4 protein-coding genes are annotated in these 21,371 nt (G+C 75.6%); 1 reads left to right on the top strand and 3 read right to left on the bottom strand.

Going from position 1 to position 21,371, the window contains the following annotated elements:
• Positions 1 to 201: 201 nt before the first annotated feature.
• On the bottom strand, positions 202 to 12,387 hold the full coding sequence (locus WME95_RS35710) for a tetratricopeptide repeat protein (RefSeq protein ID WP_437903789.1): 12,186 nt from the start codon (positions 12,385 to 12,387) through the stop codon (positions 202 to 204).
• 493 nt (positions 12,388 to 12,880) lie between these two features.
• On the opposite strand from WME95_RS35710, the gene WME95_RS35715 reads away from it, so the two are divergent.
• Positions 12,881 to 13,813, top strand: coding sequence for a WD40 repeat domain-containing protein (locus WME95_RS35715; protein WP_437903790.1), 933 nt, complete (start codon positions 12,881 to 12,883; stop codon positions 13,811 to 13,813).
• Positions 13,814 to 13,870: 57 nt separating this feature from the next.
• On the opposite strand, the gene WME95_RS35720 is transcribed toward WME95_RS35715, so the two are convergent.
• Positions 13,871 to 14,962: a hypothetical protein gene (locus WME95_RS35720; RefSeq protein WP_437903791.1), complete on the bottom strand. Its 1,092-nt coding sequence runs from the start codon at positions 14,960 to 14,962 to the stop codon at positions 13,871 to 13,873.
• Positions 14,963 to 15,081: 119 nt separating this feature from the next.
• Positions 15,082 to 21,123, bottom strand: coding sequence for an AAA family ATPase (locus tag WME95_RS35725; RefSeq protein ID WP_437903792.1), 6,042 nt, complete (start codon positions 21,121 to 21,123; stop codon positions 15,082 to 15,084).
• Positions 21,124 to 21,371 lie beyond the last annotated feature (248 nt).

The following is a 21,371-nucleotide window of genomic DNA, read 5'->3' on the forward strand; positions in this document are numbered from 1 at the left end:
GCGCCGGAGCGGTGCGCCAGAGGGGCAACCCGCCGCCGGGAAGGGCGGCGGCGCGGCGCCGTCGAGGGCCGGAGAGCGTCAAAAAACGCCTGGAATCGCGCGGTTTTGCGCGCTCCACGGTCCTGCGTGCGCCGCCTGGGGCGGCCGCGGAGGCGGCCGCCGCGACCTGGGCATACCCGCGGAGAGGCGCGGGACAGGCCCTCAGCCGGCGCGCAGCTCGTCGAGCAGCGCCCGGGCCGCCTCGAGCGAGCCGTCCTCCGAGACGGACTTGTCGAGCATCAGGCGCGCTTTCCGGCGGTCGCCGGCCGCGAGCGCCATCGCCCCGAGATGGTAATAGGCGAGCGCCCGCGCGGCGGGCGTCGTGCCTCCGTCGCCGGGCTCGGGGGAAATCTTCATCAGGGTGACCGCGCGGTAAGCGCGCGCGGCGATGTCCTCCTCCCCCAGCCCGAGCGCGCTTTCGCCGAGCTCCATGGCGATCTCGCCGTTCTGAGGATCGTTCTCGAGCGCCCTCGTGAGCGCCGTGAGCGACTCGTGGAGATTGCCCTCGGCGTCCTCGATCCGCGCGACGCGGTGGTAGACGGCGCCGAGGTGCCGCGAGCGACGCCCCTTGGCAGCCACGATGAGCTCGGCGGTGACAGCGCGCGCCTCCCTAGAGTCGCCCGCGGCGATCAGCGCGTCCACGAGCAGGAGGGCGACATCGTTATCTTCGGGGCGCAGGGAGCGCGCCTCCCGGAGCGCCGCGGCCGCTTGCGCGGCGTCGCCGACGTCGAGCAGCAGGCGGCCGGCGGCGACGAGGAGCGTGAAGCGGCCGGCCACGTCGGACGCCGCGGCGGCGTCCTCGAGCGTGATGGCGGCGAGCTCGCGGTTCGCGCCGATCTCGGCGTAGAGCGCGCGCAGGCGGTCGCGGATCTCGGTGTTGCCCGGCGCGGCGCGGAGCGCGCGCTCGAGCCCGCCGCGGGCGTCGCCCAGGTGGCCCGCGCGCGCGCACGCGCCGGCCAGGAGCAGCGCCGTGGCGACGAGGGCGTCGCCCTCCTCGAGCGCGATGAGCCTGCGGTAGACGGCGCTCGCGGCGTCCCACCGCGCGGCGGACTCCTCGAGGCCGGCGAGCGCCTTGAGCGCGGCGCGGTCCTTGGAGTCGGCGTGCAGGAGATCGCCGAGGTGGGCGCGCGCGCGCTCGACGTCGCCAGAGCGCGCGAGGATCTCGGCGAGGCGCAGCCGGAGCGCGCGCGGCGAGGCGGCGCCCGCCGCCTCCGCCGCGGCCTCGCTGGGCGCGCCCGCGGCCTCGGCCTCGGCGGACCGCGCGCCCGCGTGGTCCGCGCGCGCGAGCGCCCGCTCGAGCTCGGCGACGAGCTCGCTTCCGTACTCGGCGCCGCCGAGCGCGTAGGCGCGCTCGAGATCGGCGAGGGCGCGGTCGCCCTGGCCGAGCGCGCCGTGGACCTCGGCCCGCGCGCGGTAGAGCCACGGGTCGTCCGGGCTCGCCTCGAGCGTCGCCGTGAGCGCGCGGGCCGCGCGGGCGTGGTCGGAGACCGCGCCGCACGCGTCGATGAGCGCGATCAAGACGTCGCGATCCCCGGGCGCGACGCGGAGGGCGCGCTCGAGGAGCTCGGCGGCCGCCGCGGCGTCGCCCGCGCGATCGCGGAGGATCTCGGCGGCGCGGCAGAGCGACTCGACGCGCGCCTCGTCGCCGTCGGCGCCGTGCGCCGTGAGCACGTGGAGCTCGGCGAGGGCGTGCCAGGCCTCGCGGGCCGCGTAGCGCGACGCGAGCTCCTCGCGGAGCCGGTCGTTCGCGGGGTAGACGGCGTACCCGGCCTTGAGGGCGGCCTCCGCCGCGGCGTCGTCGCCGCGCGCGCCGTGCAGCTCGGAGAGCTCCAGGGCGAGCTGGGCCGCCTCGCCGCCCTGCTCGGTGCGCAGGAGCTTCTCGAGCGCGTCGATGAGGTCGTCCGCGCTGTCGCGCTTCCGGCTGAGGCGCACGAGCGCGCGGAGCACGTCGCGGTTCGCGCCGTCCCAGTCCGCGGCCCCGAGGTAGACGTCGCGCGCGCCGCGATCGTCGCCGCGCTGCTCGAGGAGGGCGCCGAGGCGCATCGAGATCGACGCGATCGACGCGACGTCCGCGCGATCCTTGGCGGCGTCGAGCTGCAGCGCGAAGAGCTCGCCGAGCTCGTCGGTGCGGCCGGCCTCCTCGAGCATGGTGGCGAGGAGGATGGCGGCCTCCACCTGGGTCGGATCCTCGTCGAGGATGTCGCGGAGCAGGGCCGCCGCCTCCTCCGGCGACTCCCGCGCGAGGAGGCGCGCGCGCTCGAGGCGCAGCGCGCAGCGCTCGGACAGATCGTCGACGAGGGGCGCCGTCTCCTCGAGCAGCGCGGCGAGGCGCGCGGCGTCGCCGCTCCGCCGGTACACGCCGGCGAGGGGCGTCCAGATCTCGCGCTCGGCGGGCTCGCGGGCGCGGAGCTCCTCGTAGAGGCGCGCCGCGCGAGAGAGGTCGGCGAGCGGGCCGGCGGCGAGCTCCGCGGCGTGCAGGAGCAGCGCGCGCTCCTCCTCGGGCGCCGAGGCGCGCGCGGCGCGCTCGCAGAGCGACGCGGCGGCCGCGAGATCGCCGGCCTCCTCGCGGAGCTCGGCGAGCGCGACGAGCGCCCACGCGGAGCCGGACGGATCGGACGTTTCGGACGATTCGGACGATTCGGACGTAGATCGCGCGCCCGAGCCGACGATGCGTTGCAGGATCGACTCGGCCAGCCCGCGATCGCCGAGCGCGCGGGCGGTGCGGACGGCCTCCTCGAGGACCCCGGGGCCCTCGATCTCGGCGAGGAGCAGCAGCGCGTCCACGAGGGCGCGCGGCCGCCCGCTCTGCCGTGCGAGGCGCTCGAAGAGGCGGATCGCGCGCGGGTTCCTCGGATCGGCGCGGAGCGCGTCGCGCAGGATCGCCTCGGCCCGGTCCGGATCGGCGTGGAGGTCGAGCGCCTCTTCGAGGAGCGAGATCGCCGGATCGACCTCCGCCGCGTCCGCCGCGAGCAGCGCGGCCAGGCGGTACCGCGGCGCGGCGCGATCCGCGCCGCCCGCGGGGGCGGCCGGCGCGTCGGCGAGGTCGATGCGCTTGCGGAGGACGTCCGCCTGCGCGGCGCGATCGCCGAGGCGCGCGTAGATGGCCTCGAGCGAGCTCCACAGCTGCTCGATGTCGGCGCCCGCGTCGCGGCCCGCGCGGGCGTGGGAGGGCGCGCCGGCCGCGATCTTCGCCTCGGCGCGGCGGTAGACGGCCGCGGCGCGCTCCTGGTCGGCCGGCGAGAGCTCGAGGGCGCGGCCGAAGCGGAGCAGGAGCGCGACCTCGTACGGCTCGGAGGCCGCCCGGGCGACGAGCCGCTCGACGAGGTCGAGGTACCGCTGCGTCTGGCCGGAGCGGCGCGCGAGCTCGAGGGCGGCGTCGTGCGCGGCGCCGGCGCCGGGCGTGAGATCGAGGGCCCGCAGGCGGGCCGAGAGCGCGAGCTCCGGGCGATCGAGCGGGCCTTCGTAGAGCGACGCGAGCTCGCCGAGCGACGCGGCGGCGTCCTCGGCGGGCCCCTCGGCAGGGCCGGCGAGCCGCGCCTCGAGGGCGCGCGCGAGCAGGTCGTGGCGCCCGCGGGCGCGCAGCGCGGCGAGGAGCTTCTCGTGCTCGGCGTCGCTCTCGCGCGCCGCCTCGAAGGCGGACTCGACGTACTCCGCCTCGCGGTCGGGCGCCCCCTGCCGGCGCGCGATCTCGCCGAGCGCGAGCAGGACCTCGGCCCGGCTGAACGAGGTGGAAGACGGGAGGCCCACGCTGGAGCGCGTCGGCGGCATCGTGCTGCGGCGCACGCCGACGAGCCCCTCGCCCTCGTCGCGGGGCCGGCGCGCGACGAGCAGCAGCGCGCGGTAGGCGCGGTGCGCGCGCTCGAGCTGGCCGTCCTCGAGGGCGAGGCCGGCGAGGCCGTGGAGCGCGTCGGGGTGCGCGGGGTCGACGCGCAGCGCGAGGTCGAACTCCGCCATCGCGCGGGCGCGATCGCCCGTCGCGAGCGCGACGCGGGCGAGCTCGTGGTGGACGAGCGCGCGCTCCTTGGGGCGGCGGGCGCCGAAGTCGGCGATGATCCCGCGCAGGGCCGCGGTCGCGTCGTCGGTCCTGCCGGCGGCGGAGAGGGCGCGGCTCCGCGCGAGGCGCAGCGAGAGGTCGTCCGGCGCGAGCGCGATGGCCTCGTCGAACAGCGGGATCGCGGCGGCGGGCGAGCCGCCGCGCGTGAGGTAGAGGTCCGCGGCCTCGCGGAGGAGCGAGAGCCGGGCGGGCGCCTCGTCGGCGCGCGCGGCGTCGCCCGCGATGAGCGCGGCCAGGGCGCTCCAGGCGCCCGAAGCGCGGTAGAGGTACGCGAGCCGCTCGCGGAGCGGCGCGGGCTGCGCGGCGCGGGGCAGCGCTCGCTCGAGGGCGGCGCGGGCGCGATCGGCCTCACCGGCCTCGAGGTAGGCGTCCGCGAGGCGGAGCGCCGCCTGGTGAAGCTCGTCGGGCGCCGCGCCGGCGCAGAGCCGCTCGAGCGCCTCGGCGGCGGCCGCGTGCTCGCCGCGACGCGCGAGCAGCCGGGCGAGGGCGTCGAGCGCCTCGACGGACCCGATGTCCGCGGCGCGGCGGTAGCTGGCGATCGCGCGCTCGGGCTCGTTGAGCTCGTGCTCGGCGAGGGACGCCGCCTGGAGCCAGAGCTCGGCGGCCGCCGCGCCGGCGTCCGCCGACCCGCGCGCGGCCGCCTGCTCCTCGCGGAGCAGCATGAGCTCCCGGTGCAGCCCGCCCGCCTCGAGGAGCGAGGCGAGCCTGTCGATCGACGCGCCGTGCCCCGGGCTCTCCGCGAGGTTCCGGCGCAGCAGCGCGATCGCCTCGGACGCGCGCGTGGCGTCCGCGAGGAGCTCCGCGGCGTCGTAGCGGAGCGCGACGCGGCGATCGAGATCGCCAGAGACCTCGATCTGCAGCTCGCGCAGGCGCACGAGCTCCTCGCGCCGCCCGGCCGCCCGGAGCAGCGCGGCGAGGCTCTCGCCGACCGGCTCGTCCGTCGGATCGTCCGCGAACAGCCCGCCGTAGAGGGCGATCGCCTCGCCGGGCTCCGCCGCCTCGGCGGCGACGCGCAGCAGCCGGCGCCGCTCGCTCGGCGCGAACGGGAGCGCGGCGCCGCGCCGGCACAGCGCGACGATCTGCGGCCTGTCACCCGCGCCCTCGAGCATGCCGACGAGCGCGTCGATCGCCCAGAGGGCGGCGCGCGAGGCCGGCCACGCGCCGGGCGCAGGGGGCTGCTCCTCCTCGTCGGCGAGGCGCTGCACGGCGATCTCGAGGAGCTCCGCCGCGATCTCGCGGGCCCGCGCCGCGTCGCCCGCGTCGCGCGCCGCCTCCACCGCCTCGCGGTAGAGGGCGAGGTCGTGCCCGGTCGCCGCGGCGAGCCGGAGCAGCGTCGGGACGAGCGAGGGCCCGCGCCGCCGCCGCAGGAGCTCCGCGAGATCGAGCAGGATGGCGCGGTTCCCCGGGTCGTGGAGGAGCGCGCGCTCGAACGCGCGCTCGGCGGCGTCCTCGTCGGCGCGCGCGTCGCGGTGCCAGCGGCCCACGCGGGCCGTGAGGTCGCGGAGCGTGGCGGCAGGGACGTCGCCGCGGCGCTCGAGCTCGGGCAGCGCGTCGGCGATCGTGCGCCAGCGGCCCGCGAGGTCCGTGAGCCGCAGGAGGCCCTCGGGCGGCTCGGCGCCGGGCGACAGGAGGAACGCGCGGAAGGCGAGCTCGAAGGCGCCCTCCCGGTCGTCGCCCCGCTCCTCGAGCAGCGCCGCGGAGGCCTTCAGGATGGCGACCCGCTCGGCGTCCGTCCCGGCCGCGGCGAGCCGCGGCTCGAGCAGCGCGATCTGGCCGCGCCAGTCGTCCGCGTCGGCGCAGATCTCGAGCAACGCGCCGACGGCGGCGACCAGCGCGCCGCGGTGCTCGGCCGACGCCGGGTCGATGCGGCCGAGCAGCTCCTCGAGCCCCGCGCGCGGCGCAGGCGAGCGCGCGGCGCGCTCGCCCCCTTCGGCCGCCCCCCACTCGCCCTCCCCGCCAGAGCCCTCGAGCCCCGCGCGGCGCGCGTCCCGCTCGGCCTCGTGCGCGCGGCGGTAGCCCTTCACGGCGAGCTCCCACGCGAGCGTGCGATCGCGGTGCGTGTCGCCGAGGCGCAGGAAGAGCTCCACGCTGCGCGCGGCGCCCGCCCCGCCGGGGAGCGCGCCGGCCGCGGACGCCTCGACCTCGAGCAGCGCGACGAGGTCGCCCCAGCGCTCCGCGCGCGTGTAGAGCGCGGCCAGCGCGTCCCCGCTCTCCGGGTCGGGCGCGAGCTCCTCGCGGATGCGGCGCCAGGTGGCGATGGCCTCGTCGGCGTCGCCGAGCTCGCGCTCGAAGAGCCGCGCGACGCGCCCGAGATCGCGCCGGCCGCCCGCGCCGCCGCGCACGGCCGCGCGGCGCTCCAGCACGACCGTGAGCTCGCGGTACCGCCCGCCCTCCTCGAGGAGCGCCGCGAGGCCGTCGAGCGCCGCGAGATCCTGGCGGTCGTCGACGAGGCGCGCCGAGTACGCCGCGATCGCCCGCGCCTCGTCGCCGAGCCGCGAGGAGGCGAGCCGCGCGAGCTCGCCGAGGGCCTCGCGCCGCGCCGCCGGGTCCGTCTCGATCGCGGCGAGCGTGTCGAGCACGTCGCACCGCTCGGCGACGCGGTCGGCCTCCGCGAAGAGCCGATCGAGCGCGCGGGCGGCGTCCCGCGCGGCCTCCGCGTCGCCGCTCGCCTCGGCGAGCGAGAAGAGCCGGCGGAAGAGCGCGATCGCCCCGTCGGCGTCGCCGAGCCGGTCGCGGCGGAGGAGCGCGGCGTCGCGCACGAGCGAGAGCGCCTGCCGCGCGTCGCCGGCGCGCGGCTCGGCCGCGGCGAGGACCTCGGCGAGGCGGTCGTGCCGGCCGAGGCGCTCGGCGAGCTCGGCGAGCTCCGCGCGATCGCCGGCCTCCGACGGCCTGAGCTCGACGAGCTCGGCGAGCCGCGCGAACGCGCCCGGCTCGTCGCCGAGCGCGTCGCGGCGGAGCCGCACGATCTCGCGCAGCAGCGCCGGGCGGTCGCCGGCGTCGGCGCCCTCGAGCTGGATCTCGAGCACGCGCACGAGGTCCGTGGGCCGCGCCTCCTCGCGGTAGTGCTCCGCGAGCAGCGCGGCCGACCGCTGCCGCGCGGCGAGCGCGCCGGCGGGCGCCTGCTCGGCCGGCAGCGCCCCGAGGATCCGCTCGAGCAGCGCGAAGGCGTCGACGGGGCGCGGCGCCGCGCGGGCGGCGCGCGGCGCCGGGGGCGCGTCGAGGAGCCGCTCGACCACGGGGAGCGCCGACGCGGCGTCGCCGACGCCCTCGATCCAGAGGAGCGCGACGCGCTCGCGGAGCCGATCCGCGGCGTCGCCGGAGAGCCTCGGCAGCTCGGCCGACAGGAGATCGATGAGCGGGCGGTGCCTGCCGTGCCGCTCGTAGAGCCGCTCGAGCGCGGCGCGGGTGCGCGCGTCGCCCTGGAGCGGCAGGAGCTGCTCGAGGTAGCGCATCGTGCGCTCGCCGTCGCCGGCGAGGTCGCGCGCGACGGCCGCGGCGTCCTCCAGCAGGAAGACGCGCTCGTCGGCCGCCGAGGTGCGATCGAGCATCCCGTCGTAGAGCGCGAAGAGGTCCTCCCAGCGCTCGGCCGCGTTGTAGGCGAGCTTCAGCCGCTCGAAGCCCCAGAGCGAGCCGGGCACGAGCTCGACGAGCCGGCGGAGCAGCGCGAGGGCGGCCTCCGGCGCGTCGAACCACTCCTCGTGGTGCTCGACGGCCCGCCGGCCGATCTCCTCGACGATGTCGGGCGGGAGCCCCGCGCCCGCGTCGAGCGCCGCGGCGTGCGCGGCCGCGACGCGCTCGGGCTGCTTCGCCCGGCGGCCGAGCTCCTCGATCCGATCCCAGAGGGCGAGCTCGCCCGGCAGCTCGGAGACCGCGCGCAGGGCGACGTCGAGGCCGCGCGGCGCGTCGTGGTCGTGGTGATCGAGCAGGCGCTCGAACCAGCCGCGGCGGACGGCGGCGCGCTGCGCGGCCGCGAGGCTGCCCGCGTCGAGCAGGGCGCCCGGCGCGGCGTCCGCCGGCGAGCTCGCGAGGAGCGCCTCCAGCAGCGCGACGCGCGCCTCGGGATCGTCGAGCGCGTCGCACGCGCGCTCGAGGAGGAGCGCCGCGCGCGCCTGCGTCTCGGGGCGCCCGAGCGCGCGCTGCACGATCTCGATCACCGCGGGCTCGATCGTCCCGGCCTCGATCGCGGGCGCGACCGCGTCGAGCGCGTCCGCCGGCCGATCCAGCCGATCGAAGAGGAGCGTCGCGAGCTCGACGTCCAGCGCGACGCGCGCGCTGCCCTGGCTCCGGTCGCGGCGCGCCGCGAGCACCTCCGCCGCGCCCTCGTGATCGCCCACCTCGGCGAGGAGGCGCCCCCGCGCCGCGAGCGCGTCGTCGTTCTCGGGATCCGCCTCGAGCAGGCGGGCGTAGAGCGCCGCGGCCGCCGCGCGGTTGCCGATCTCCTCTTCCCACGCGGCCCACGCGGAGAGCGCCCTCGGGCGCTCTCCCTCGTGCCCGCGCTCCACGAGGAGCGTGAAGAGCCAGCGCCGGTCCACGCGGCGCGCGAGCGTGTCGGGGCTCTGCGCCAGGAACGCGCGGAACGCCTCCAGCGCGGCCGCGTCGAGCGCGCCCGGCGCGGCGTCGCCGTCGTCCTGGGGCGAGAGCAGGCGCCGGTAGACGGACGCGGCGTCGTCCTGCCGCTCGGGATCGGCGGCGAGCACGCGCGCGAGCGCCGCCTCGATCGCCCGGGCGCGCGCCGCCGCCTTGCCGGCGGCCGCGCTCCCCTCCCCCTCGGCCCTCATGCGATCGCGCAGATCGAGCGCGGCGTCGACGAAGCGCGACGTCGCGCGCGCCCGGATCGCCGCGTCCTCGAGCGCCGCGAGCGCGGCGAGCGCCTCGTCGTCGGACGTCGCCGTCTCGATCAGGACCTCGCAGACGGCCGCGAGCCGGGCCCAGGCCCCCTGCCCGCGGTAGAGCGCCGCGAGGCGGGCGGCGGCGTCGCGGTGCTTCGGCGCGACGGAGAGCACGCGCTCGTAGAGCTTCTGCGCGCGCTCCGGATCCGCGAGCGGCCCCTCGGCGAGCCCGGCGGCGCGCTGCCAGGCCGTCACCGCGGCGTCGAGATCGCCCGGAGCGGCCTGCGCCGCCGGGGCGTCCGCCGCGCGCGCGGCGTCGGGCGCGTCGGGCGCGCCCGCGACGCGGATGCCGAACGCCGCGAGCTCGCCGAGGCGCTCCAGCCCGAGCGCCTCGTCCTGGGGATCGCCCGCGGCGGCGACGCGCCGCTCGAGCACCTCGCGGAGCAGCGCCGGATCGCCCGCGGACAGCGCGAGCGCCTCCATCGCGGAGAGGGCGGCGCCGTCGAGCGCCGCGCCGCTCGAGAGGATCGCGCGGTAGTGCGCGACCGCGCTCGGGACCTCCCCGCCCCTCGCGGCCGCGTCCGCCATGCGCAGCTCGTGGGCGACGCGCGCGTCGGGCGCCACGCCCGGGAGCCGCTCGGCCAGCGCGCCGTAGAGCGCGCCCCACGCGTTGCCCGCCGCGTACGTCTCGAGCAGCGCCTCGTACGCCGCGTCGTCGCCCGGGTCGTCCTCGATGGCCGCGCGGTACGTCGCGGCCGCCCCGGCGAGGTCGCCGACGTCGCGGCGCTGGATGGTGCCGATCGCGTGCAGGAGCTCGCGCCGCCGCGCGGGCGCGCACGGCTGCGCGAGCGCCTCGCGGTAGAGCGCGAGCCGCTCCTCGGGGCTGCCCTGCTCGCGCAGGAGCGCGTCCACGCGGGCGATGAGATCGAGCGACGAGGGCTCGAAGGCGAGCGCGCGGCGGTAGAGGGCGAGCGCCTGCGTCACGTCGCCGCTCGCGAGCAGCGCCTCGCCCGCGCGCCGCGCGAGGTGCGACAGCGCCGGGCTGTCCACGGCGCGATCCCCGAGCGCCCCCGCGAGCGCCGGCGCGCGGCGCGCGGACTCGCTGCCGTGCTCCGTCAGCCGCTCGACCTCGGCGACCCACCGCGCGAGCCGCTCCGGCGCGTGCGCGGTCGCGAGCGAGAGCCCGCGCGCCGAAAGATCGAGCGCCTTCTTCGGGTCCCTGAGCTCGCGCTCGGCCACGGAGGCCGCCTCCTCGAGCGCCGCGAGCCTGCCCGACACGTCGGCCGGCGCCGGCGCGGACGCGCCGGGGGCCCACACGACGGGCCCGAGCTCCGCCTTCGTCTCGAGCACGCGCACGAGCAGCGGCGCCGCCTTCTCTGCCCGCGCGATCGGCTCCAGCACCGCGCAGGCCGCGAGCCGCTGATCGTCGGTCAGCAGCAGGTGGGAGCTCTGCCGCGACGATTCCGCGGCGGCGGCGCCGTTGCCCGGGGGCGCGCCCAGCATCTTCTCGACCGCGAGCCGGCTCGATCGGTCGGTCGGATCGAGCGCGAGCGCCTCGCGGTACGCGGCGATCGCGCCGGCCGGATCGTCGAGCCGCGCCATGCGGACCGCGCCGATCCGGGCGAGCACCGAGGCGCGGTCCTGCCCGGCCGCGAGCTCGGCCTCGGCCTCGAGGAGCGCCTCGAGCTCGGCCCAGCGCCGCTCCTGCTCGAGCAGCGGGATGAGCCGCGCGTGCGCCTCGCGCGACGCCCCGAACGCCGCGAGGTAGCGGCGCCAGGCGGCGACGGCGGCGGGCAGATCCGCGAGCCGGGTGCGCAGCTCGGCCGCGCGGAAGGCGAGCTCCCGCGCCGCGCGGCGGTCCGGCTCCGCCTCGGCGCGCCGCTCGAGGACCCACGCGAGGCCCTCGTGCGCCGAGGTGGCCTCGTACAGCCGCTCGAGCGCCGCGAGCGCGCCCGGCTCGCGCGAGGAGCCCGACTCCGCGAGCCTGCGGTAGGCCGCGATCGCGCCCGCGGCGTCGCCGAGCTCCTCCTCGTAGAGGCGCGCGAGCCGCTCCGCCGCGGCCTCGCGCGCCTCGGCCTCCGGCTCGGCCCCGGCGAGCCGCTCGAGCGCGCCCGCGAGCCCGCGCGCGTCGCGCTCGCGCTCGCAGAGCTTCGCGAGCCCGCGGGCCGCGCGCCGCGCGGCCGCGTCGTCGGGCTCGCCGTCGAGCGCCTGCTGGAACGACGCGCGCGCCTTCCTGCCGTCCCCGAGGCCCTCGTACAGCTCGCCGAGCTCGGCGGCGACGCGGGCCTTGAGCGGCTTGTCCTTGGCGCCGGCCGACGCGCGCACGAGCACGCGCGCCGCGTCGGCCTGGCGGTCGAGCGCCGACGCGAGCGCGACGAAGCGCTCGCGCACCGCCTCGTCGGACGGGTCGACTGCGAGGATCTGCTCCGACAGCGAGAACGCCGACGCGAGATCGCCGAGCCGCTGGAACTGCAGCTCGACGAGCCGCTTCTGCACCTCGACGCGGCGCGGCCCGCGCAGGTTCTCGATCTGGAGGGCCATCATCCGCGCCGCCTCCTCCGCGTCCCCGCGGCGCGCGTGGGCCGCCTCGAGCGCCGCGGCCGCGCGCACGAGCACGGTCTTGCGCGCGAGCAGGGCCTCACCGGCGCGGAGGGCGGCCTCGTGGTCCGGGCTCTGCGCGAGCACCTCCTCGACATGGGGCAGCGCCCGCTCGAGCTCCTTGAGCGGGCCGCTGTAGAGGTCGATGAGCCGCGCGCGGATCTCGAGCGCGTCGGGCGGCGGCGCCTCCGCGGTGAGCGCCTGCTCGAGCATCCTCGCGATCTCCTGGTTCCGCCCGGCGCGCGCGTAGCGCGCCTCGAGCTCCCAGCGCGCCGAGGCGTCGCCGGGGTCGACCTTGAGGATCTGCTGGAGCAGCTTGATCGCGCGCTCCTCGTCGCTCGCGCCGTTTGCGTTGACGTCGACGAGCTCGAACGCGCGGCGGAGCAGCGACAGCTGCTCGGCGCGGTCCGCGCGGTGGCCCGCCGCGAGGGCGTAGAGGTCCGCGAGCTTCGCCGGCTCGTTCGCCTCCTGGAGGACGCGCTCGAGCCGGAAGAACGCCTCCTGGTGCGAGGGCAGCACGGCGAGCGCCCGCTCGAGGTAGGGGCGAGCGCCGCCGGGGTCGCCGAAGGAGTCGGCGAGGAACTCGGCGGCGCGCACGAGGACCTCGGCCTGGGCGGCCTGCGGGAGCATCCCGAACCGCCGCTCGCCGACGAGGCGCTCGTAGGCGAACGCGAGCTCGGAGAACCGGTCGTGGCGGGCGGAGGCCTCGTGGAGCTTCGCCCACAGCTCCGGGTGCAGGCTCCCCTTGGCCGCCGCGGCCACGAGCACGTCGAGCGCGGCCGCCTCGTTGTCGATCCCCTGCTCGAGCGCGGCTTCGAGGTTGTCGATACGGAACGAGACGCGCGCGCTCTTCGTGTCCTGCTGCATGTGGATCCGGACCTCGGCTGGCGGTGGTGCAAGGGGCCGGCGTGCCGGCGCTGCCGTCGAACCTGCGCCCGCAGTGCGCTGCGGAGCGCTGCCCAAGGTAACAGGAGCGTTTCCCAAATGGGTAAATGGGCTCGGGGACGGGGCCGTGGCTCGGGCGGGAGGCCCGATCGTCGCGGGCGGCGGCCGCGCGCGGCGCGTGAGCGTGAGGGAGGGTGGAGTCGAGCACTGGCGGAGCAGAAGAGAGGAGGAGATGCGACAGCGGTGGCACGCGCGTTCGTCGGGGCGGCGAACCGCGGCGGGCTGCACGGCGGCGCTGCGGCGCCGATTGCGGGAGGGACGGGCTCAGGGAACTGCTGGGGTCGGCTGCACGGCTAGATGATCGCAACGACGGAGGGTGGCCACATCGACAGCGGGGTGCTCGGCCCTCGCATGGGGCTCCCGCGCTGGCGGCTTTCTCGACGGCGTGCGCCACGGGGCGTCTACGCTGGCCAGCGTGGTTCGCCCGACTCGCGCGCTGGTGCCCCCCGTCCTGGCGTGTCTCGCGGCCGCCGCGCTCTGCGCCTGCGCTTCCGGTGATGGCAGCGCGAGCCGGTCGCAGGCTCCGGCCGCCTTTGCCGTCGTCACGCCGCCGCCTGCGCCTGCGTCCGTCTCCGCTCCGGCCGAACCTCCGGAGCTGTCCCCCTGTGAGATGGCGGCCGAGCAGCGCGCCCGTGTGCCAGGGCTGCTCGAGGTTCGGTCCGTCGCGTTCTCGCCGGACGGCCGGACCCTCGCCTCGGGCGCCGAGGATCGTGCCGTGCGGGTCTGGAGCACCGCGACAGGGCGCGAGAACCGCAAGCTCGAAGGGCACACCCGCTCGGTCGCGGCCGTCGCGTTCTCACCGGACGGCCAGACGCTCGCCTCGGGCTCCGCGGACGAGACCGTGCGGCTCTGGAGCACCGCGACAGGGCGCGAGGAGCGCAAGCTCAAAGGGCACACGGGCGACGTCACGACCATCGCGTTCTCGCCGGATGGCACCACCCTCGCCTCGGGCTCGACCGACCAGACAGTGCGCCTCTGGAGCATCGCGACAGGCGCGCAGAGGAGCCTACTCGAGGGGCACACGGGCGCCGTCACGGCCGTCGCGTTCTCGCCGCACGGCAAGGTGCTCGCCTCCTCCTCGGAGGACGGGTTCATTCGTTTCTGGGCTGCCGGCGCCCCTTTGCTCTTCCTCCGAGCCGTCTCGCGCCGCGACGCTTCCTACGCTTACACACCGGGCTTGGCCCCCCTGATCGAGCTCCTCGGCCCCGAAGCCGACGCCGCGATCGGCATCCCGGTCTGCCGCGCCGGCGTCCTCAACTTCCCCTTCGACCTGTGCCGCGAGCGCTTCGAGGTGCGCGGTCTGGTCGCCAAGGTGCTCGCGGGCGATCCGTCCTACGCCGTTCCCTAGAGGGCATGCGCAGGCGTCCTACGCGTCACGTGGGCTCCGCGTCGCCAGCGACGAGCGTTACTTCGCCGCTTCGAAGCTGAGCCCGAAGCGGGCGCGGCGCGGCGCCGTGCCGGCGAGGTGGATCCTCTCCACGATGCGGCTCACGCACTGCTCGCTGTCGACCCCCGTGTAGCCGGCCAGCTTGGCAGCGCTATCCGGGCTGAGCTCGATGTCGAGCTCGGCGGGGGTCTTCGGCGGCTCGCCATAGCAATACGGCACCCGGCGCGACAGCACCTCCTCGAGCAAAGCGATCTCCTGCTTGCTCAAGGCCTTCGCGCTCTCCGCGTTCGCCTTCGCGATCACCCGCACCTTGGGCTTGCCTCCCAGGCGGAAGACGTCGCACGCGATCCGGCCCTGCTGCGACCTGTCGTTCGCGGCCTCGACCCGCGCCTTCGCCGCGTCGGCCTTCTTCTCGCGGTCGGTGTCCGTGTAGACCTTCACGAGCGAGCAGCACGCGCTCACCGAGCCGCTCGCGCACGCTCGATCCAGCGCCTTCTCGGCGATCGCCGCGTGAATCTTCGCCGGCTCGAGGTCCATGTGCAGCTCGCCGCGGTCCTCGCAGGCGGCGACGTCTCCCGCATTGCAGGCGCGGTCGAAGCTCTCGTCGACCTCCTTGTCGTGGCCGTCCTGCCTCGAGAGCGCCCGGCCGAGCGCGGCGCAGCTCTTCGCGCTCTTCTGGCACGCGGCGCGGAGCTCCTTCAGCTGTACCTCGCGCTTGTCACACGCGCTCTTCGCGCCGAGCTTGCACGCCTCGCCGAACGCCCGCAGCGCGGACCCGAGCGAGAACCCCGGGGTCGCCATGTCTTCCGCCTTCGCGTGGAGGTCGCCCAGCGTCTCGCACGCGGCCGCCTTGCCCGCCGCGCACTCGGTCTCGCAGGTCTCGATGTCCTGCGCTTCGCTGCACGTCTTCGCCGGAGCGGGGGCCGCGGTCGGCCCGGGCTCGGCGGGCGCCGGGCTCACGACCGGAGCAGGCGCCACGCCGATCGCCCAAGGGGGCGCCTGCGCGGGCGGGGCGGCCGCCGGCGGAGCCGATGGACCGCAGGCCAGGAGCGAAGCCGCGGCGCAGGACGGGAGCAGGACGGCAGCGAGGCGCATTTTCACGAGCGGCACCGTACAACCGTTCCGCGCTTGCGAGGCGGGAAAACCGGGATCCCTGGCGATGGGCAACTTGACCGGTGCTCCGCTGGACACCAGGAGATGCGTGGCATCCGCGCAGGGAAGCGTGCGCTCTACGCCGGTGGGAGCAGGGCGCCTTGGTCGTCGATCGCCGTGTCCGATTCGGCCTCGGCCGGGAGCAAAGGGACCTCGACGATGAACGTGGCGCCTGCGCTCGGCGCGCTCTCGACGCGGATGGTGCCGCCGTGAGCCGCGATGATCAAGCGAACGATGTAGAGGCCGAGGCCGAGGCCGCCGAAGTTGCGGACAGAGACGGCGCGCTCGAAGCGCTCGAAGATCCGGGCCTGATCGGCCTTGGCGATGCCCATGCCGTGATCGCGGACGACGAGCAACGCGCGATCGCCCTCGCGGCGCACGGCGACGTGAATGGGGCCTCCCGCGCCGTACTTGATCGCGTTGGACAGGAGGTTGATGAGGACCTGCTCGATGCGAGAAGGATCCCAGCTTCCAATGACGGGCTCGTCCAGCTCGAGCTCGGTGCGGCAGCGGGCGTCGTCGAGCTGCTGGTGCATGCGCTCGACGACCTCGCGCGCCAGGGCCGCCAGGTCGACCAGCGCGCGCGCGAGGGTCAGCCGGCCTGCGTTCAGGCGCGTGACGTCGAGCAGCTCGTTGACCAGGTGGGCGAGGCGCGCGATCTGGCGATCGAGGACCTTGATCGCGGCGTCGATGCGCTCCGGGGCGATCTCCCCGCGCCCATAGCGAGGCAAGAGCCGCGCGAGGAGGTGGGCCTGCATCTTCAGCGAGGTGAGCGGGGTCTTGAGCTCGTGCGAGGCGACGAGGAGGAACTCGTCCCGGCGCTCGATCGCCTGTTGGGCCTCGGCGAACAGGCGCGCGTTGTCGAGGGCGAGCGCGGCGCGGCTGCCCAGCTCCTCGGCAAGCCACAGGTCGGCGCGGCCATAGCGGCGCCGGGGCGCGGTCGCCAGCAGGGTCATGACCCCGAAGCGCCGGTCGCGCGCGAGGAGCGGGACGCGGAGGAAGGAGTGAACGCCGAGCCGCTCGAGGAGGGGCACCACGCGGACGTCGCCCACCTCGAGCCGGTCCGGCGCGGTCGCTGCCAGGGGCCGCAGCGCCTCGATCACCGCGCCGGCGAGCTCGGCCGGCACGCCCGCGGTGACCGCGGTGACCGTGGATCCAGCGGTGCCCTGGGCGAGGTCCACGTCGATGACGCACCGGTCGGCCAGCTCGGGGACCGCGAGGTGCGCCACGCTCTCGAGGGTCGCGCCGTAGCCGAGGGCCATCAGCTTGCAGCTCGCCTCGGCGAGGAAGCGCTCGGCGATCTCGGCCCGCTTGCGCTCGGTGATGTCGGTGGAAATGCCGCAAACGACGCCGGGCATGATCTCCTCGCCCAGAGGGAACTTGACCGACAGGAAGGTGCGCGGCTCGTCTTCTACCAGCGTCTCCTCCTCGAATTCCAGCGGCTCGCCCGCGTCGAGCACCCGCCGGTCGTTGGTCTGGAGCACCTCGACGCTCGCATTGCGAAAGAGCTCGGCGTCGGTCTTTCCGAGGAGCTCATCGCTCGGCAGGCCGAGGATGTTGGCCGCCTGGCGGTTGGCGAGCAGATACCGGCCCTCGCGATCCTTGAGGTAGATGGCCGCGGCGGAGTTGTCGACGATGGCCTGCAGCGTCGCCTGGTTGGCCTTCAGCGCCTGCTCCGCCCGCCGCCGCTCGGCGTTCTCCTGCTCGACCGTGGCATAGAGCATGGCGTTCTCGAGCGAGATGGCCGACTGCGAGGTGAGCAGCTCGAGCACGCTGAGCCGCCCTGGGGTGAACGCGCCGGCCACGAGCCCGTTCTCCAGGTAGAGCACGCCGAGCAGCCGGGCCTGCCGCAGGATCGGGAGGCACAGCACCGACCTCGGCCTCTTCTCCGTGAAATACTCGTCCTCGGAGAACGTGTGCTTGGCCGTGGCGTCGTCGAGCAGCACGCGATCGTGGCTGCGAAGGACGTAGTTGAGGATGGATTGCGGCAGCGCCCCCGGCGCCTCGCCCGCGTCGAACAGGCGCGCCGCGCCCCCGGACGCGGCGATCGCCGCCGCGGCCGACATGCGATCCTCCCGGATCAGGAGCACATAGCCTTCCTCGGCACCTGCGTGCTCGATCAGCGTGCGCAGGAGCATCTCGAGCAGGCGCGGGAGCTTGAGCTCGCCGGAGATGCTCTGAGAGGCCTTGACGACGGACAGGACGTCGAACTGCTCGGCCCGGACGGCGAAGGTGACGGTGGGGGCGATCGGCCTGCGCGGGGCGAGGTGCGGATAGCGCTGGTCGAGTTGCTCGACCTTGGCGTGGGCGCCCCAGCGAAAGTAGGCGGCGCGGGCGTCTCGCAGGTAGGCGACGGCGGGCGTGGGCAGGCCGCGCGCGCGGTAGAACCCAGCGGCGAGCTCGCAGGCGATGGCCTCGTGCTGGACGAAGCCGCCCTCCCGCGCCGACGCGATGGCCTGCTCGTAAAGCCGTATCGCGTCCGATTCCTGCCCGCGGAGCCGGGCGATCTCGGCGCGGATCAGGGCGTGCTTGTGGAAGAAGTTGTCGGGGCAGCTCGCGGCCCACTCGCCGAGCTGCCCTTCGCAGTCGACTAGACCCGAGGGGAGCCCCTCTGCCGGGGATGGCCGCGCCCCGTGTTGCTCATGCGGCGCGCGCGCGTCGCACGAGACGGCCGCGAGCGCCAGCGCGTAATAATAGCAGTTCTCGGCGATGAGCGCCGAGGGCTCGGTCCAGAGGGGGTGGTCGACGATCACGCGCGTCGCCGCGGCGAGCGCCTCGCCGGGAGGGCCGAGCACGAAGAGCGCCTGGGCCTTCATGCTGTCATGGAGGCCGCGAGCGCCCCGCAGCTGGCCCTCGTCGAGCCGCGCATCGAAGGCCGACGGGGCCAGATCGGAGCCGTCCACCGTCGCGTCGCCGACCGGCCTCCCTCGCAGCGTCTGGATCATGGCGTGGCCGCTGAGGAGGGGTCCGTGCGCGAACGCGTAATGCGTCCTGCGCACGAAGGCGAGGCGCTCCTCGACTTCGTGGAGCACGTCCTCCAGCGGCCCGCCGGAGAGCAGCTGGAACAGCGGGGCCCAGAGACAGTTGAAACACGCCATGTTCAGGTCGCCCGACTCGACCGCGGCGCTGAAACCGGCGCGCGTGTACGGAGCTGTCTCTCGGTAGTGGCGTGTCCAGAAGACGACGTGCTGTCCGAAGAGGGTGAACACCAGCGCTTTCATGGTGAGGAGGCCGCTCCTGTCCGCCAGGTCGTGGCCGACCTTTCCGAGCAGGTACGCTTCCCGGTATCGCCCGAGCCGCGGGCCGAGCATCCGCGCGAAGGCCGCATACGCATGGGCGGAGCTCTCGGCGTTGCCGTGGCGCAAACTGAGCTTCACCATGCGAACGACGGCGAGGCAGTGCAGGTCCTGGTCCACGAAGAGCGCGGGGCCGGCCACGCCGTGCAGCACGGCCATCAGGAGCTTGCTCGCCGGGTGCTCCATGGGGGGCAGGTGGAGCAGATCCTCGATCGCGCGGTCGCGCAGGGCCTGCCAGACGCTCTTGATCTCTTCTGTGACCTGGGCCTCGGTGGGATGGGGCGGAAGATCGATGTCCCAGGTGCGGAGCCACGAGAGCCCGATCTCCACGGCGTGGTCGCTCCGCCCGCGGGTCTGGTAGAAGGCGACCGCGAGCTCCACGACGGCGGCGCGCTCGATCTTGGCCTTCGCGTGCTCCAGGAGCTCCTCGAGGAGCCGCTCGGTCTCCTCGAAACCGCCGGTGACGTACGCGGCGCGCGCGCGCTCGAGGCTCAGGTCGTAGGTCAGATCGTGCCGGGTCTCCCAGCGCTCGCGGGGGTCTTTCGCGAGGAGGGCCACGCCGGCGGCGAAGAGGGCCGCGGCGAACTGGTAGGCGGCGGCGGCCTTGGCCTTCCTGCCGGCGCGGAGGTTGAGGGCGGCGAGCTCGTCGCGCTCCGCCTGGGAACGCAGGAGGACGGCGCCGCGGTTGAGGTGGTCCACGATGTCGAAGAGCGCGTCCTCGCGCTCCTCCGGGCGCCTTGCCCTCAGGAGCAGCTGGCCGATCCGGAGGTGCACCTCGGCGAGCTGTCCCGCCGGGATGAGCGAATAAGCGGCCTGCTGAACCCGGTCGTGGAGGAAGCGGTAGGAGGACCCTCTCCGGCAGACGAGCAGCCCTTCCCGCACGGCGTCCTCGAGCGCCTCGCGGAGCTCTTCCGCCGGGCGGCTCGCGACGATCGCGAGGGCGTCGAGATCCGCGCTGCTGCCGAGGCACGCGGCGAGCTTGAGCGCGTCGCGCGTGGGAACGGGGAGCCGCTTCAGCTTGCCCACCATCAGCTCGACGATGTTGTCGGTGAAGCCCTTGTCGCGGATGGCGGCGAGGTCCCACTGCCAAGCGCCCTCGTCGGCGTCGAAGGTGATGAGCCCCTCTTCGTGCAGGGTGATGAGGAACTGGAGCACGAAGAACGGGTTGCCTCCGGTCTTCTCGTAGACGAGCCGGGAGAGCGGCGCGGCCGGGGCGTGGACCGCCTCGGCGACGAGGGCGCCGACGTGGGCGAGGGAGAGCGGCGCGAGAGCGATGTCGTCGACAGGGACGCCGTGCTTCTGCGCCTCGGCCAGCGCGAGCCGGAGCGGGTGCGCGGGGCCGACCTCGTTGTCGCGGTAGGCGCCTATCAGCAGCAGGTGCGCGGCGTCGGCGCGGGTGGCGAGCTGCTCGAGCAGCTGGAGGCTGGCCGCGTCGGCCCACTGGAGATCGTCGAGGAACAGCGCGACGGGGTGCTCCTTCTGGGCGCACGCCGCGACGAACCGCTGGAGCGTCGCGTGCAGCCGGCTCTGCGCCTCGGCGGGCGGGAGCTCGGGCACGGGCGGCTGGGGGCCGAGGAGCAGCGCGAGCTCGGGGAGCAGGTCGGCGAGCAACCCGCCGTTCTGGCCGAGCGCCTCGCGGAGGCGCTGCCGCCAGCGCTCGGCCTGCTCCTCGCTCGCGCACAGGATCTCCCGCGAAAGCGCCCGGAAGGCCTGGATGAAGGCGTGCAAGGGGATGTCGCGCTTCAGCTGATCGAACTTGCCGGAGAGGAAGAAGCCCCGCTCGCGCACGATGGGCCTGCGCAGCTCGGCGACGAGCGACGATTTTCCGATGCCCGAGTAGCCTGACACGAGCACGAGCTCGGGCCGGCCGCTCGCGACCACGCGCCCGAACGCGGCGAGCAAGGCCGCTAGCTCGCGCTCGCGGCCGTAGAGCCGCTGCGGGACCTGGAACCGAGCGGGGACGTCGCGCTGGCCGAGCGGAAAGGCCTCGATGGTGCCGCTCGCGCGCAGCCGGCCGACGCACCGGTCGAGGTCGTACCGCAGGCCGAGCGCGCTCTGGTAGCGCGCCTCGGCGGCCTTGGCGAGCAGCTTGAGCACGATCGCGGACAGCTGCAGGGGAATCAACGGCACGAGCGCGTGCGGCGGCCGCGGCGCCTGGGCGATGTGGCAGTGGACCCACGCGACGGGGTCGCTCGCATGGAAAGGCAAGGTGCCGGTCAGCATCTCGTAGAAGGTGACGCCGAGGGAATAAAGGTCCGTGCGCTCGTCGATCCAGCGGTTCATGCGGCCCGTCTGCTCGGGCGCCATGTACGCGAGCGTGCCCTCGATGAGCCCGTCGTATGCGAGCTCCTCGGCCTCGCGGGGCGAGAGGGAGGCAATGCCGAGATCGGTGATCTTCACCTCCCCGGTGTCGGGGTTGTGGAGCAGGTTCTGGGGCTTGATGTCCTTGTGAATGACGTGCCGCCGGTGCAGCTCGGCGAGCGCGCCGGCGAAGCCGATGGCCAGGGGCAGGAAGCGCTCGATCGGCATGGGGCCACCGAGGCCCCGGTCGAGCGAGCGACCACCGAAGTCCTCCAGGACCAGGGTCACCTGATCGCGGAACGTCTCGATCCCGTAAGCCTTGACGACGACCGGCGACTCGAGCGCCCTGGCGATCTCGAGCTCGTGCTGCAGGCGCCCCAGGGCGCGCGGGCTCGCGTGGTCGCGCCGCAGGGCCTTGAGCACCACCGGCAGGCCGTCCTCCTCGCGTCTCGCGCGATAGAGGATCGTATCCGCACCTCGGTGCAGCACCTCCAGCACGCGGTAACGTGGGCTATCGGACATATATGGAAGGGTCGAGCGCCGGAGCGGCCCCGAGGCGCCGGCCGATGTGCGATGTTGGCAAAAGGACCGCGCTTTGCCACGGGAAACGGCGGCGCAATCCTGGGTCGGCTCGCCCGCGACGCCCCGTCATGCCCGGCGAGCCGGACAGACGCCGCGCCGGCGCGGAGGTCGTGACAGGAGAGGACGTTCTTTCAGCGGCGCAGCTCCTGCGCTCGAGTACGCTCAGGGTCCCTGTCGAGCGATTCGGT

The organism is Sorangium sp. So ce327 (genome assembly GCF_051530205.1).
In the GTDB taxonomy this organism is placed as follows: domain Bacteria; phylum Myxococcota_A; class Polyangia; order Polyangiales; family Polyangiaceae; genus Sorangium; species Sorangium cellulosum_B.